The organism is Neobacillus bataviensis (assembly GCF_019969725.1).
In genome coordinates this window covers 752,248-766,755 of the sequence record NZ_JAHXYW010000002.1, presented here as the reverse complement: position 1 = coordinate 766,755, position 14,508 = coordinate 752,248, and the positions used below count along the sequence as shown (strand labels likewise).

The window sequence follows — 14,508 nt, the reverse complement described above, 5'->3', positions numbered from 1 at the left end:
GATCACCCTCTCAGGTCGGCTACGCATCGTCGCCTTGGTGAGCCGTTACCTCACCAACTAGCTAATGCGCCGCGGGCCCATCTGTAAGTGTCAGCCGAAACCGACTTTCAGCTTTTCCTCATGAGAGAAAAAGGATTATCCGGTATTAGCACCGGTTTCCCGGTGTTATCCCAGTCTTACAGGCAGGTTGCCCACGTGTTACTCACCCGTCCGCCGCTAATCACCAGGAGCAAGCTCCTAGTGATTCGCTCGACTTGCATGTATTAGGCACGCCGCCAGCGTTCGTCCTGAGCCAGGATCAAACTCTCCAAGAAAGTTGATTAGCTCATAAAATAAAACGTTGGCTTCGTTTCAAGTGAAACGAATATTATTGTTTGTTGACGTTTTTGTTTGTTTAGTTTTCAAAGAACAAGTTTTATTATCGCTCACAAGCGACTTTATTAATATAACACAACGTTTTTCGTAAAGTCAATAACTTTTTTGAAAAACCGTCACTCACGAAAACTTTATTAAATCGTTTCGCAGCGACGGTTATTAATATACCAAGTAATTATAAAAAGGTCAATAAGTAATTTCGTTTTTTTACGATAATTTTTTACTCACACGATAGCACCTGTGGAAAACACCTTGACCCTTTGTCTCAACATTAACAACTTCAATCAAATGTTTTTCTAGCAAATATTCAAGAAGAACCGCCATATCAACCGAATAAGGTGCCAATTCAGTTTCAGTCATGATTTCATTAAACATCCAATGGTCCTTCTTACTTAGTACCTCAAGTAAATGAGCTGCTCCAATATTTATTCTTGAATGGATCATAAACTCACTGGCCAGAAATAACAGTTCTAATCTTTTTTCAAGGGTTTCTTCACTGTTAACAAGCTCTTCATATAACTTAAATATTTCCGGTTCTATTTGTTTCACTTGATGCCAGACAGTAAGTTCAGGATGAAGCCCATTTTCGATAACCTCTAATCTTGCAAGGTGATGCAATGAATGAACAACATGATTATAAGCATCTAAGAACTGTTTATGTTCAAATAGTGCTTTTCCATCCACGTACCGTCGAATTAATTTTGCAAATTCCAAGCCCATTTTAATTTTTCGCCCGTTAAAAGGAAATTCCCGCAGCTCAGTTTTTAAATTTTCTACATATTCATTTCGGTCAAAAATAATTCTGGCATTATGAAGCCATTCAAATATTTTCCGATTAGAACCGAACAAAAGCCATTCTTGCAACTGTGATTCAGTAATAACATGCATAGCAGCCTTATGGTTATCATAGGTATAGTGCTTTATGAAGATTGGCTTGTCTGCCTCTTTTACAATAATTAAAAGAATTGCATCAAATGAATCTGTTGTTTGGCTTGATTTTTGTCTTTTTTCAACCAATAAAACTCCTAAAGTATTTAATTGGCTTGCCCTTTCTTGATAAATAGGACGAAGAATGTCTTCCATTCATCATACCTCCATTTTTCTCGATAGCATTATAACTTCGACAATGATGATAAATCTCCTTCTAAAATTGAAGACAAAATTCGACATTCTTCTTCAGCCTTTTTTCTCTTTAGATAAATATGGTATAGTTTCTATAGGAGGGAGAAACTACATGGTTAAATATTCAAGTAAAATAAATAAAATTCGCAGCTTTGCATTAGGACTAATTTTTATCGGTTTTATCGTTATGTACGGAGGCATCTTTTTTCGTTCCTCACCACTTATTATGACCATCTTTATGATTTTTGGTCTTCTTTTTATAATCGCAAGTACGGTTGTCTATTTTTGGATTGGAATGTTATCAACAAAAACCATTCAGGTTAAATGTCCAGGCTGTGGTAAAACAACAAAAATGCTCGGCCGTGTGGACATGTGCATGTATTGCCGCGAACCCTTAACACTTGATCCAAAACTTGAAGGCAGAGATTTTGATGAATCTTATAATAAAAATATAGAAAAATAAAAAGAGTTGACTTAAACGTTACAGTTTAAGTCAACTCTTTTTATATACCGAAAAAGGCAATTTTAATGTACTTCTTTACTCACACACTCAGGACAGGATCCGTAAATCTCCATGCGGTGATTTGCCACTTTAAACCCGGTCACATGTGAAGCTAGATGCTCTACCTCATCCAATCCAGGATAATGGAAGTCAACAATTTTTCCGCATGATTCACAAATTACATGATAATGGTGGGATGTAACAAAATCAAACCGGCTTGATGCATCACCGTATGTTAATTCTTTTACAAGACCAACTTCACGAAATACTCGTAAATTATTGTAAACTGTCGCCACACTCATGTTAGGGAATTTTCCCTCCAGGGCTTTATAAATATCGTCTGCAGTAGGATGTGACATCGAGTTTATTAAATATTCAAGTATCGCATGACGTTGCGGAGTGATGCGTACCCCCGTTTCCTTTAAGGTATCCAACGCTTCTTTTAACTGATTCATCGCCATGCACCTCTTTTCTAAAAAAGATTCTTAAATTATAATTGTTATAAATAGTTTACTAAGCGAATAGTACTTTTGTCAACATTGTAATACCATTAACTAAAATGAAAGTTATTCTTTACTATGCAAAGTTAGTTCATTAGCCCCAAGCTGGTGGTTAACAAACCGGGCAGTCACAAACAAAAGGTCCGACAGCCGGTTTAAGTATGCCAAGACTAGTGGATTGACATCATCCCCTATTGTAACTGCACACCTTTCCGCTCTCCTTGCAATCGTTCTCGCAACATGAAAAGCAGCACCCGCAGGATGTCCACCGGGTAATATAAAATTTGTTAATTCAGGTAGGACTGCATTCCATTCATCAATTTGTTTCTCCATCTCTTCAATATCTGTGGAAACTAATGACCACTTCACTTCTTTCCCCTTTGGAGTTGCCAGCTCTGCGCCCACATGAAAGAGATTCGTTTGTATTTTATGATATACTTTTTCAATTATTTCTTTCCCTTGAAAATTTTCCTGTTTAAGATGACTTAATGCCAGCCCAATCATTGAATTCGTTTCATCACAGGTTCCGTATGCTTCTACCCTTAAATCATTCTTAGCAACCCTTTGCCCATAAATAAGAGAGGTAGTTCCCTTATCTCCAGTCTTTGTATAAATTTTCATTTGCTAATCCCCCTAGTTAAGGATATTTATATGTATTAAAACTTTTCCTTCATCATATCACCGTTTTAGACGTTTAGAAAACTTAAAACCATTGATTTCCCAGATTTCTGCATAAAAAAAGGGCCGCTTTGGACCCAAAATTTATCTGAGGAGGTATGCCCTAATAAAATGATATTCAGATACTAGTATCTTGCATTGGACAAAAGCCTTTTATATCAAAAATAGGCTAGAAAAAATCCACTTATTGATTCTTACGTATGTAGGATAATGCTTCTTCTACATGGCCCTTAACTTGAACTTTTCTCCACTCTTTTACGACTTTCCCATCTTTATCAATTAAAAAGGTGGATCTTTCAATTCCCATGTATTCCTTTCCAAAGTTTTTCTTTAACTTCCATACATCATAAGCTTCCGCTGTCTTATGGTCAGTGTCAGCGAGCAGCAGGAATGGCAATCCATACTTCTCCACAAATTTTTGGTGGCGATCAACGGGATCTGGACTGATTCCTAAAATAACGGCATTGACATCATTAAATTCCTGATATTGATCCCTGAAATCACACGCTTCTGTTGTACAACCAGGTGTCATATCTTTTGGATAAAAATAAAGCACTACGTTTTTCCCTTTTAATTGAGATAATGTAATGGTCTCTCCATTGTTGGCTTCTAGGGTAAAATCTGGTGCCAGCTTTCCTATTTCAACAGTCATTTTATTCACTCCAAATGTAAAATATTCCTATACATAGCTTAACCTTTCTTTCAATCCATAACAACTATCCAAATCGTCATATTATTTATCCCGTTCAAACATAACTTTAGCAACAAAAGCTGCGGGCAAGGTATAGCCAATTAACGCTTCTGTTACAGTAATGATTCTGCCAATACCATGAGGAATGACATCTCCATTTCCTACCGAAAAAAGAGTCATGGCACTGAAATAGAAGCTCGTTTCAAAAATATTATTCCTATTTTGCGGATTCACTTCTATTAAAATGGATATTCCAATTAATTCAAACAGCAGATAAATTAGGCCAAAGCCGATGATAACAGTTAAATAAACCGAACCTAAATAAAGAAAATTATCAACCGACACCAGCTTTCCCTTAACAGTATTCGGGATAAATAAAGTTCTTAAACTCATAAAAATACAAAAAATAACGACTGGAAGCAGGAAATAAAACAACCCATTCACCCCTAAATCAACGTGAGTTATTCTATTTCTATGCAGGCTTGTTCCATAAAATATCAAATTGCGGAAGCTTTAATTTCCTGCCCCTCTATATTTTTTTACTCCTTGATTCCAGAGAAGCACTGAAACGATAAAAAAGGTAATACCGATCACTGGTGTAATAAACGAATACCAATACCACTCTGTTTTTTCAAGAAAAAAAGCAGCAGGATATACCCCGACAAACGCAAAAGGCAGCACCCATGTTAAGACAAAACGAATCAATTTGTTATAAATATTAACAGGATATCTCCCATAGTTACTAATATTGTACATCATCGGCATTAGGGAGGTTCTGGCATCGGCCCAAAAGCTGATGCAGGCAATCATAATAAAGACCCCTCCATACACAAGAGCACCTCCAGCAACGAAAACGACAAATAAGATAGGATCATACCACTCCACACTTAACCCCAGTCTGCTCCCCGCATAAAACATGACCGCCAATCCCGTTATGGCACCTAGTAACGATTCCAATTCAATACGCTCGAGGATAATTTGAAATAGACTGTGAATCGGCCTGGTTAAAATACGATCCAGTTCCCCTTTCACAATATACCGTTCATTAAAATCCCATATATTAAAAAAAGCAGAAAAAACCGCAAAAGGAACTAAGAAAAATCCATAGATAAAAACAATTTCGTCCCGGTTCCAGCCGTTCAGCAAATTGGTATGACCAAATACAACCAGGATAAAAACCAGATTAATGGCCTGCGATAACAAATCAGAGAAAAATTCTACAAATATATCAGCTCGATATTGAAGTCTCGTCTTTAAATATTGGGATATATATTGAAAAAACATACTGAGATAAAACATCGATTAACCCCCTTGAATAATCAGCTGTTTCTTTGCCATATGCCACAATAATTGAATCGGGATGATTAAAACTATCACCCAAATGCATTGCTGCCCAATTGCTTCTATAGCCTGCTGCTGGGAGAAGCCTTTAGTAAATATCATACTTGGCAAATAACTGATTCCTTGAAAAGGGAGAAATTTCATAAACTCCTGTGCCCAGCCAGGAAAAAAATTAATCGGAAGAAGAAGGCCTGAGAACAAATCAATAACCACACGTTTAGCTCGTATAAGGCCTGTATTATTGTAAAGGAAGAAAGTCGTGATTCCTGTTAATAAATTTAGCTCTGTATTAATAAAGAAGCTTAAGAGGATGGAAACAGCAAATAACCCCCAAACGCTTAGGTCCCATGTAAACTCAATCGGGAACACAAAATAAACAATAATAAGGCCTGGTGCTGAGAAGAAAAATAATCTAAATATCCCTTCACCCAATCCTTGCATTGTTTTCATTCCTAGATAATTGTAAGGTCTGATCAGCTCAATCGCCACTTTTCCTTCCATGATTTCCATAGCCATTTCCCTGTCAAGGTTATTGAAGTAAAAGGCCCGTGCCATCCAAGAAACTGCCACATAGGTGGTCATTTGTACGACAGATAACCCCTGGATTTGCTCTTTCCCACCATAAATGGCTGACCATAAATAGTAATAGGCTCCTATATTAATACCGTAAATGAGAATTCCTGTATAATAGTTTGTCCGGTAGGCCAGCATCATTAAAAAGCGGATTCTAATCATCTCTATATATTTATCCATGCTACTTGCCACCTTTCATTAAACAGCACCTTTTTCATATATATTGCGAATGATTTCTTCTGTTGAGGTTGCATTAATTTTAATATCCTTAATTTTAAAGGCTGCAACCACTTTGGCAATCACTTGTGAAATAAGTTCATCATTATCCTCTAAGGACGCTGTAAAAATTTGCTCCTTTTCATCCAATTCCCACTTAACAGGTATTGCTTGTGTTAAATTTTTAACTGCAGCCATATCTACTTTTTCCAAAAATTGAAACTGCAGTTCTTTCCCTTCGCCCCATTTTTCCTGTAAGTTTCTTAAAGCCCCGTCATAGATGACCTTTCCTTCATCAAGCATAATCACGCGCTCACATAAAGCTTCAATATCAGATAAATCATGCGTCGTTAACAGAATCGTGGTGTTATATTTTTCATTGATTTCTTTTAAGAACTCACGAATTTTCAATTTAACCAAAACGTCCAGGCCAATGGTCGGTTCGTCCAAAAATAACAATGGTGGGTTGTGAATTAAGGCAGCAGCCAGCTCACACCTCATCCTTTGACCAAGTGATAGTTTACGAACCGGTTTATCAAGCAGAGGTTCAATATCTAGCGTTTTAATTACGTGATTCATATGATCGTCATATTGTTCATCCGTTACTTTATATACCTTTTTCAACAATCGGAAGGACTCTTGTACAGCGATATCCCACCATAATTGTGATCTTTGACCGAAAACAACACCAATGGTTTGAACGAATCTTTCCCGCTCTTTATGAGGATTCATGCTATTTACAGAAATTTTGCCGGATGATGGTGTTAAGATGCCTGTCAGCATTTTTATCGTTGTTGATTTTCCCGCACCATTTTCACCGATATAGCCAACCATCTCCCCTTGTTTGACTGTAAAACTGATATCATTTACAGCAGGGACGACTTTATAGTTTCTCGTTAATAAATCTCTAAACGCACCCTTCAACCCCGTCCGACTTGAGTATGCTTTAAATTCTTTTCGTAAGTTTTCTACTTCTATTGCGTTATTCATTCTTCAACCTCCTGAAACTTGCCCTATTTAGTTTAGCCAAATAGGGTGGTATAAACAACTATCGAGCCTTCCTATGAATTTTCTAATTTTTAAAACAGATAAATCTGATGAAAAAAGTGCTAAAATAGATAAGAAAAATATAAGGAGGTAAAATTGTGCAATTTACCAATTCAGAACGATTACATAATGAGGCTTTAGAACATATCGTAGGCGGAGTTAACAGCCCATCGCGCTCCTATAAAGCAGTGGGCGGCGGTGCTCCAGTGGCGATGGAGCGTGCCCAAGGTGCATACTTCTGGGACGTGGATGGCAATCAATATATCGATTACCTAGCAGCATATGGTCCAATTATTACCGGGCATGCCCACCCGCATATCACCGAAGCCATTAAAAGTGCGGCAGAAAGTGGAGTCCTTTACGGAACCCCAACACCCCATGAGGTAAAATTCGCAAAAATGTTAAAGGATGCCATTCCTTCATTAGATAAAGTCCGCTTTGTTAATTCAGGAACAGAAGCAGTCATGACAACAATCCGCGTGGCCCGAGCATATACAGGGCGGGATAAAATTATCAAATTTGCCGGGTGTTATCACGGCCACTCTGACCTTGTTCTTGTTGCCGCGGGATCAGGCCCTTCCACTCTCGGAACCCCAGATTCCGCCGGTGTTCCAAAAAGTATAGCTCAAGAAGTGATCACAGTACCATTTAATGATATTGAACCTTTTAAAGAAGCATTAGATAAGTGGGGCGACCAAATTGCAGCGGTTTTAGTGGAACCCATCGTCGGTAACTTCGGTATTGTTGAGCCAAAACCAGGCTTCCTGCAGCAAGTAAATGACCTTACACATGCTGCTGGTGCACTTGTCATTTACGATGAAGTTATAACGGCTTTCCGGTTTATGTATGGCGGCGCCCAGGACCTTTTAGGCATTCAGCCAGACCTTACTGCGCTCGGAAAAATAATCGGCGGAGGATTACCAATCGGTGCTTATGGCGGACGAAAGGAAATCATGGAAAAAGTAGCTCCCCTTGGTCCTGCCTATCAAGCAGGAACGATGGCAGGAAATCCTGCGTCTATTCTTTCTGGAATCGCCTGCCTTGAAGTTCTAAAGCAGGAAGGCGTATATGATTATCTTGATCGTTTAGGCGCAATGCTGGAAGAGGGAATTTTAGAAGCAGCGAAAGAATATGATATTCAAATAACGATAAATCGTTTAAAAGGTGCATTTACTGTTTATTTTACAAATGAAACTATTGAAAACTATGAGCAAGCTGAGAATACGGATGGAGAAATGTTCGCCAAATTCTTCAAACTCATGCTTCACCAAGGAATCAACCTGGCTCCATCAAAATACGAAGCCTGGTTCTTAACCATAGCACACACAGAAGAGGATGTTGATGCAACCTTACACGCAGTACGAAATGCATTTTCTTCACTAAAGGACGAATAAATATACATTTTTTATGCACTGCCGGGAGTGGAAATCACTCCCTTTTATTTTTGAAACATTCATGAAAACGGTTACATAGACAACTTTCCTCATTTATCCATCACTCAAATACCTTCATTTTTTTATCCAAATCTTTGTATATTTATTTGATTTCTGAAAATTCATATGATACTATTAAATTATTATTTTTATTTTTTCCTTTAACCTATTGCCTCAATAAAGAATCGCATCATTACTAACAGAACAAAATTATTTTCACAAAATAAAAAGTTTCATAGGAGGTGAAGCGGCTTCCTAAGGTTTTTCCGAAGAAGCCCAACAAAATGACACAAAGATGGACCCCTTCCCTATTTAAAGATTTTCATAAACACGAACACGATGCCTGCGGAATCGTTGCTTGCCTTGAAAAAAGTAAGCGTCCTACGAGAAAAAATATTTTCGACTGTATCGATGCACTTGTAACAATGAACCATCGTGCTGGCTTCATCAATGGTGAAGGCGATGGCGTAGGAATCCACACAGATATTCCTGTTGAACTCTGGAAAGAAAAATTGCGCCAAGCAGGCCTTGAACCATTACTAGCTGAAAAAGAGGAATTTTCGGTAGGCCACATCTTTATCAGCCAGAAAGTTAACTGGGAATCTACTAAACAAGAACTACAACAAAAACTGGAAAAATATGAATTAGAACTAATTTTTGAGACGGATGAGGTTACAGATTCATCTGCGCTTGGACCAATTGCGATTCAAGAAAATCCAGTTTTTTGGCAATTCGCCTGTCTTTCAGCCAAAAAAGGCCAAGAACTTAACAAGCTTCTATTTGAAGCACTAGTTGATATTGAAAAAAATGAGCACGTCCATGTTGCTTCATTAAGTCAAAATCATGTTGTCTATAAGGTAATGGGCGCTGGAGATATTCTTCCACGATACTATCATGACCTAGCTAATCCTCTCGTTGCTTCAACGATGACATTAGGCCATAATCGTTATTCAACGAATACTCTTTCAAGCTTTTTCCGTGTTCAGCCTTTTAGTGTACTTGGCCATAACGGTGAAATTAATACAATCGCCAAGCTTCGCGACGAAGCAAAAATGATTGGTGTTCCACTTGTTAAAGACGGAAGCGACTCTCAGGATTTAAGCCGAACAATGGAAACATTGATTTGCCGGGAAGGATATTCCCTATTTGAAGCAATGGACCTCTTGTTCCCGCCAATCGTTAACGAAATTAAGGCATATTCAAGTGAGCTGCAAGATTTATATACCTATTTAAGAGAAGCATGGGGTCACTTTGCTCAAGGCCCTGCAGGAATTATCTCACGCTATGCGGATGAAGCAGTATTTAGTGTCGATGCACTTGGCTTGCGTCCACTTTGGATGCTTGAAATTGAGACATCCTATCTCTTCTCCTCTGAACCTGGTATTATTCCATCTAGTGAATATGTAAATGATCCTAAGCCATTGGCGCCTGGTGAAAAGGTAGGTTTCAAATGGGATGGAGAACAATTGGAAGTTTACGAGCAAGCTCGTTATCAAAATGAAGTATACAGCCGTTTTTCAAACCGTTTAAATTTAAGTGAGTCTAGATTGCGTTTACAGCCGCCTGCATTGAATAAAACTGTAACGATGAATTATCCTGATAAAATTCATAACGGTCAATACAAGGCTTTTGGCTGGGAGAGGGATCACATCCAGTTGATCGAACAAATGGCTGAAAAAGGAATTGAGCCTATTCGCTCCCTTGGCCATGATGCACCACTTGCGGCACTAAATCCAGAACGCATTAATATTGCAGATTATATAAAAGAAAGCGTTGCAGTTGTAACCAACCCTGCCATCGACCGTGATCGTGAAACAGAACATTTCTCAACACGTGTCATTATTGGCAAACGCCCTACTCTATTCGTAAAAGAAGAAACGGAAACGGTTGTTGAATTGACTACACCACTTTTATTAGAAGGAAAAGCAGGTTACACTTGTTCAGAGTCCATCGGACAGCCTAGCTTTGATCAACTTGTACAACATTTCCAAGAACAGAAACTAGTTGCGTTTATCTCAACCACATTCCATAAAGACGAAGAACTGGATGAAGCTCTAGAAAGACTTTCTGCTGAAGCCGTGCAAGCTGTTCAAGCAGGAAAAACCTTGCTTGTTCTTGATGACGCTAAAGCCCATCAAGAAGATTCGTACTGGATTGACCCGCATTTAGTTACTTCGGCGATTGATCAAGCATTAGTTAAAGCAGAATTAAGAAGAGATTGTTCTTTATTGCTACGTTCAGGAGCGATTCGTTCTCTGCATGATATTATTACTGTTTTTGGTTTAGGAGCAGATTTAATCAGCCCTTATTACATGTTCTTAACGGTTTTGGATGAATCCACTACACCGTTAACCAATTTATATAGCGCATTAACGAAAGGTTTAGAAAAAGTAATCTCTACCATTGGTATTCATGAGTTAAGAGGCTACGGCCGATTATATTCAAGTATTGGCTTACATGAATCCGTTGCAAAAGTATTAAATATTGTTAACTTTTTTGGATCAGAAGAAATCAATTCTGGCTTTGATGCCATGAAGCTGGATGCTTTAAAAAGAGCAGAAGATTACAATAACGATAAAGAACGTGTTGGAAAAACGTTCCACCTCTTCCCGCGTATCTGGAAAGCAATTGGCGAAGTAGCGTCTACTGGTGACTATGGTGCTTATCGCGATAAAATCACTGAACAAGAAACGGAAAACCCAACAACAATCCGCCATTTAGTTCAGGTAAAGCAAGGCAATAAAGCAGTTTCACCAAGTGAAGTTGATATTCGTGTCGGAGACCATGATTTACCATTTATCATTTCTTCTATGTCCTTTGGATCACAAAATGAGATTGCGTTCCGTGCTTATGCTGAGGGTGCAGACCGCTTAAATATGGTCAGTCTGAATGGAGAAGGCGGAGAAATCAAGGATATGCTCGGCAAATATCCAAAGACGCGCGGTCAACAGATTGCATCCGGACGTTTTGGAGTTAACGCTGAACTGTTAAACTCATCGAATCTGTTAGAAATTAAAATTGGTCAAGGAGCGAAGCCTGGAGAAGGCGGACATTTACCTGGCTCAAAGGTAACAGCTAAAGTGGCTGCTGCCCGTAATGCCACACTAGGTTCTGACTTGATTTCACCATCAAACAACCATGACATCTATTCGATTGAAGATTTAGCACAAATGATTCAAGAATTAAAGACGGCTAACGATCAGGCAAAAATTGCTGTTAAGGTACCTGTCGTACCAAATATCGGAACCATTGCAGTCGGTATCGCCAAAGCGGGTGCGGATATTATCACGTTAAGTGGATTTGATGGCGGCACAGGAGCTGCGAGAATTCATGCGTTGCAGCACGTTGGATTACCAGTTGAAATTGGCGTGAAAGCGGCACATAATGCCCTCCTTGAGAGCGGACTACGTCACAAAGTGGAACTTTGGGCTGACGGCGGAATGAAGAGTGCCAAGGACGTTATCAAAATTATGCTTCTTGGTGCAAACCGAGTTGGTTTTGGAACATTATCGATGCTTGCAATTGGCTGTACGACTTGCCGCGGCTGTCACTTAGATACATGTCATGTTGGTATTGCCACCCAAATTGAAACGGAAGCACAGGCAAAGGATCACGGTCTGCGCCGGTTTGTACCGCGACAATTAGATTTAGCGGTTCAAGGCATCATGAACCTGTTCACTGCTTTCGCTTCCGAATTAAAGGAACTCGCTGCTTCAGCTGGAATCAAAAATCTCCAAGATGCAGTCGGTCATTCCGAATTATTAGAGCAGTTTAAAGGAGAAGGTCAGCTGAACCTCTCTCATTTGCTTAAACCTTTAGAAATCAGCCAATTTGCGAAAGTGGAAGCATCCAAATCCATTTCGGAAGCGCAAATGCAAGTGGCTGTAGGTGCAGAATATCTCGATGGAAGTGTAGAACAGCTTCATTCATCTAGAGAATTCGCAAGTGTTACTTCTGAACAGCGTGTACTTGGAAGCCGTGTTTCCTGTCACCGTGTTCGCGGCAGACTTGACGGTTCCTACAAACAGCTTCCTCCTGTACAGCTAAAGTATAAGGAAGGATCGATTCCTGGAAACGGACTTGGTGCTTATAACAGTGAAGGCATTGAAATCACTGTTAACGGCGGCGGACAGGACGGGGTTGGTAAAACGTCCTTTGGCGGAAATATCCATGTCCTTAAGTCTAAAGGTAAAAATGGTTATTTCTATAATGGTTCTGTTGGAAAGGGCTTTGGATATGGAGCTCAAAAGGGTCTCCTAGTTGCCCAAGGAAATGCTGATGCCCGTGCTGGAATCCGATTATCAGGTGCAGATTTAATCATTGGCGGACAAGTGAAAAAGCCGCTTCCAGAAAAAGAAGCCGGCAACATTGGTTCTAATGCTAATATTAAAGGTTTTGCCTTTGAATATATGACAAATGGCCGCGGTCTTGTATTAGGAGATCCAGGACCATGGATTTGTGCTGGTATGACCGGTGGCGTTGTGTATTCACGACTTCAGCCTGAAATGGGTCTAACGAAAGATGCCCTCAAGAAAAGAATTGCAAAAGGTGCAAAGGTATCTGTCGCGGATTTAAATCAAAAAGGAATACAAGATATCACTGAGTTATTAACAAAGTATACTGACCTTCTCGAGCAAAACGGTCAGCCGGAAGAAGCAAACGATCTTCGTTCTTTATTAACAAACCTGGAAGATCATTTCGTTCAGATTCTTCCAGTTAAGGAACAAGCTGATCCATCAGTATCAACAGAGTGATTTATTAGTTACCAAAAAACGCCCGCTTTTGACAAGCGGGTGTTTTTTTGTCACATATTTTTGGAACAATAAGTAAAAAAATTCATATAATTTCTCTTGATTAAATGCATGATTCCATGTATAGTACAGTATTGTTATTTATGAGTAAAATTAAGATAACTACTTATTTTGAAAGGAAACTATTTATAATGAAGTTAGGTGCCCGCATTTTCAAAACGGGAATAGCTATTGTTTTATCACTATACTTAGCCCAACTATTGCATTCACCTTCCCCAGTCTTTGCCGCTATTGCTGCGATATTTGCTATTCAGCCGACGATATACCGTTCCTATTTAACAATCATTGAACAGATTCAAGGTAATATTATTGGAGCTTTAATGGCAGTAATTTTTGTTCTTGTGCTAGGTAATCATTATATTGTTGTCGGACTGGCAGCGATCATCGTCATTCTTCTAAATCTAAAGCTGAAACTCGAGAAAAACATTGGTCTTTCACTGGTAACATTAATTTCAATAATGGAAATACAAAGCGGAAGCTTTATTCAGTTTGCAGGAATTCGTTTCTCCACGATTATGATTGGGGTATTTTCAGCGTTCATAGTTAATCTCGTATTTATGCCGCCAAAATATGAAAATAAGCTTTATTTAAAAATAGCCGACACGACCGAAGAGATTATTAGGTGGATTCGATTAAGTACACGTCATGACTTCGATCATCAACTTCTCAAAACTGATATTGAAAAGTTAAAGGACAGTTATATTAAAATCAGTCAATTTTATTTAATGTATAAAGAAGAACGAAGCTATTTTAAAAGGATTACTTTAGAAAAGTCTCGGAAGCTTGTTATTTATCGGCAAATGACTTCTGCTGCCAAAAAAGCGCTTGATACGTTAAAAAAGCTTCATCGTTTTGAAAATGATCTGTTACACCTGCCTGAAAATTTTCAGCAATCGATTCAGGGACAATTGGATTGTTTGATTTATCAGCATGAGCAGCTAATGCTCAGGTTTATTGGCAAAATCCCAACCCACCCAACGTATTCAGAAGGAAATGTTTGTTTAAACAAAAAAGAATTATTTGACTTATTTTTATCGCATCAAAAGGAATATGCCGAGGAAGATCCTCCACATATGTATCACATTATGCAAATCGTTGCATCAATCATTGACTATAGTGAACAGGTCGAACATCTTGATACTTTGATTACAAGTTTTCATTCCTATCATGAAAATGAAGTTTCCATTGAGGAACCTCATAACGAATAAAAACCGAAGTG

The 14,508-nt window shown here is 38.7% G+C and carries 12 protein-coding genes and 1 rRNA gene; 4 read left to right on the top strand and 9 right to left on the bottom strand.

Annotation, left to right across the window (positions count from 1 at the left end; translation table 11 throughout):
- Both LC455_RS08465 and LC455_RS08460 read right to left on the bottom strand, forming a co-directional pair.
- Nucleotides 1–314 (bottom strand): 16S ribosomal RNA (locus tag LC455_RS08465); the annotation flags it as partial.
- Between the two features lie 268 nt (nt 315–582).
- A complete protein-coding gene (locus tag LC455_RS08460) occupies nt 583–1,458 on the bottom strand; it encodes a nucleotidyltransferase-like protein (RefSeq protein WP_223589809.1) in 876 nt (291 codons plus the stop codon).
- 151 nt (nt 1,459–1,609) lie between these two features.
- Between LC455_RS08460 and LC455_RS08455 the strand changes: the two genes are divergently transcribed.
- Nucleotides 1,610–1,960: a YgzB family protein gene (locus LC455_RS08455; RefSeq protein ID WP_223589807.1), complete on the top strand. Its 351-nt coding sequence runs from the start codon at nt 1,610–1,612 to the stop codon at nt 1,958–1,960.
- 62 nt (nt 1,961–2,022) lie between these two features.
- Here LC455_RS08455 and perR read toward each other — a convergent pair whose 3' ends face one another.
- The 7 genes from perR to LC455_RS08420 all read right to left on the bottom strand — a co-directional run bounded on the left by perR (nt 2,023) and on the right by LC455_RS08420 (nt 6,988).
- Nucleotides 2,023–2,460 (bottom strand): peroxide-responsive transcriptional repressor PerR, encoded by a 438-nt coding sequence (gene perR / locus LC455_RS08450; RefSeq protein ID WP_223589805.1) that lies wholly within the window; start codon nt 2,458–2,460, stop codon nt 2,023–2,025.
- 105 nt (nt 2,461–2,565) lie between these two features.
- Nucleotides 2,566–3,120: a cob(I)yrinic acid a,c-diamide adenosyltransferase gene (locus LC455_RS08445; protein ID WP_223589803.1), complete on the bottom strand. Its 555-nt coding sequence runs from the start codon at nt 3,118–3,120 to the stop codon at nt 2,566–2,568.
- 241 nt (nt 3,121–3,361) lie between these two features.
- Nucleotides 3,362–3,829, bottom strand: a complete 468-nt coding sequence (bcp, locus tag LC455_RS08440) for a thioredoxin-dependent thiol peroxidase (protein WP_223589801.1) — start codon at nt 3,827–3,829, stop codon at nt 3,362–3,364.
- An 81-nt stretch (nt 3,830–3,910) separates the two neighbouring features.
- The gene (locus tag LC455_RS08435) at nt 3,911–4,303 is read right to left on the bottom strand and encodes an ion channel (protein ID WP_223589799.1); all 393 of its coding nucleotides are present in this window, start codon (nt 4,301–4,303) and stop codon (nt 3,911–3,913) included.
- Between the two features lie 78 nt (nt 4,304–4,381).
- Nucleotides 4,382–5,167 carry an ABC transporter permease gene (locus LC455_RS08430; RefSeq protein ID WP_223589797.1) on the bottom strand — a complete coding sequence of 262 codons (786 nt, stop codon included), beginning with the start codon at nt 5,165–5,167 and terminating at the stop codon, nt 4,382–4,384.
- Nucleotides 5,168–5,170: 3 nt separating this feature from the next.
- Complete coding sequence (locus tag LC455_RS08425; RefSeq protein ID WP_223589795.1) at nt 5,171–5,962, bottom strand: ABC transporter permease; 792 nt, start codon at nt 5,960–5,962, stop codon at nt 5,171–5,173.
- 18 nt (nt 5,963–5,980) lie between these two features.
- Entirely contained in the window at nt 5,981–6,988 is a 1,008-nt protein-coding gene (locus LC455_RS08420) for an ABC transporter ATP-binding protein (RefSeq protein WP_223589794.1), read from the bottom strand.
- A 155-nt stretch (nt 6,989–7,143) separates the two neighbouring features.
- Between LC455_RS08420 and LC455_RS08415 the strand changes: the two genes are divergently transcribed.
- The 3 genes from LC455_RS08415 to LC455_RS08405 all read left to right on the top strand — a co-directional run bounded on the left by LC455_RS08415 (nt 7,144) and on the right by LC455_RS08405 (nt 14,497).
- Nucleotides 7,144–8,439, top strand: a complete 1,296-nt coding sequence (locus LC455_RS08415) for a glutamate-1-semialdehyde 2,1-aminomutase (protein WP_223589792.1) — start codon at nt 7,144–7,146, stop codon at nt 8,437–8,439.
- Between the two features lie 323 nt (nt 8,440–8,762).
- Nucleotides 8,763–13,232 (top strand): glutamate synthase-related protein, encoded by a 4,470-nt coding sequence (locus LC455_RS08410; protein ID WP_223589790.1) that lies wholly within the window; start codon nt 8,763–8,765, stop codon nt 13,230–13,232.
- A gap of 188 nt (nt 13,233–13,420) precedes the next feature.
- Nucleotides 13,421–14,497 carry an FUSC family protein gene (locus LC455_RS08405; protein ID WP_223589788.1) on the top strand — a complete coding sequence of 359 codons (1,077 nt, stop codon included), beginning with the start codon at nt 13,421–13,423 and terminating at the stop codon, nt 14,495–14,497.
- Nucleotides 14,498–14,508: the final 11 nt, after the last annotated feature.